Origin of the sequence: Sphaerimonospora thailandensis (assembly GCF_016863115.1) — a bacterium.
Lineage (GTDB): Bacteria > Actinomycetota > Actinomycetes > Streptosporangiales > Streptosporangiaceae > Sphaerimonospora > Sphaerimonospora cavernae.
On the sequence record NZ_BOOG01000131.1, the window covers coordinates 1 to 1,423 of the forward strand.

Genomic DNA, 1,423 nt, shown 5'->3' on the forward strand with positions numbered 1-1,423 from the left:
CTTTCGCGCTTTTTCTTGATCGTTTGAGGTGTCTCTTTTGTGGTGATCGGCGCGGTTTCGTTGAGGTTGCTCCTGGTTGGCCGGGACACTCCCGAGCTGCGGGCATACCGGTGTTGAGCGCATAAAAAGAGGAGCATCGGCGCTGTTGAAACCCCCGGATGCCGGAGACGCCGATGCCCTCGTCTGCGACTGTAGCGTTACCGCCCTCGCTTGCAGGCCTGTTCGAGCGATTTCGTCCCTGCTTCACCGCGCCCACGTTCGAGACGTTCTGCATGCTGATGGCCGGGTTCATCGCGTGTGCGGGGACGCGGACGGTGTGCGGCATGCTGAGTGGGGCCGGGCTGGCCCGGGTATGGCCGCACGACCGGGCGCACGCGTTCTTCGCCCGCCGCCGCTGGAACGCCGAGCACCTCGGCCTGACCCTGGCGCGGCTGGTGGCCGATCTGCTGATCGGCGAGGGAGCTCCGGTGCTGGTCGCGGTCGATGACACGCTGTTTCGCCGGCGGGGGAAGAAGGTGTGGGCGGCCTCGTGGTTCCACGACGGCTCCGCACCTGAGGCGCACGCGACCGGGTACGGCAACAACTGGGTGATCTGCGCCATCGTGGTGCGGTTGCCGTTCATGACCCGCCCGGTGGCGCTGCCGGTGCTGGCCGGGCTGGTGAAGAAGGGCACGGTGTCGGCCTCGCGGCTGGAGGTGGCCCGCCGCCTGGTCACCGCACTGGCCGAGGCCCTGCCCGGCCGGAAGATCGACGTGGTCGGGGATGCCGCCTACGTCGGCGGCGTGCTGAAGAAGCTGCCCGAGACGGTGTCGTGGACCTCCCGGCTGCGCAAGGACGCCGCCCTGTACGCCCTGCCCCCAGCGCCGGCCCCGCGCCGGCGGGGACGTCCCGCGCTGAAGGGGGCGCGTCTGCCCGCGCTGGTCCAGCTCGCCGCGTCCCTGTCCTTCACGGAGGTGGTCGTGACCCGGTACCGCCGTACCGAGACCGTCCGCGCCGCGAGCCTGGTCTGCCTGTGGTACGGCGTGTTCGGCACCCGCCCGGTCCAGGTCGTCGTGATCCAATCTCCCAGTGGCGCGCTGGAGGTCGCCCTGGTCAGCACCGACCTTGACGCGACGATCGGGCAGGTGATCGAACGGTACGCCGCCCGCTGGTCCATCGAAGTCGCGATCTTAGAGGCCAAGCAGATCTTCGGGGTCGGCCAAGCCCGCAACCGCACCGCCCGCGCCGTCCAGCGCACCGTGCCCTTCGGCCTGGCCGCTCAGACCCTCACCATCTGCTGGTACGCCCTGCACGGCCAGCACGACCGCGACCTGGCCGCCCACCGCAGCGCCCGCCCTTGGTACACCAGCAAGACCACCATCTCCATCGCCGACGCCCACGCCGCCCTCCGCCGTGCCCTCATCGCCACCAAATATCGGATGGG

Annotated in this window: 1 protein-coding gene; it reads left to right on the forward strand. The window is 69.7% G+C overall.

From position 1 onward, the window contains the following. Positions 1–173: 173 nt before the first annotated feature. Positions 174–1,423, forward strand: a 1,250-nt coding sequence (locus tag Mth01_RS29270) for an IS701 family transposase (RefSeq protein WP_204019197.1), incomplete at its 3' end; no start/stop codon positions are given.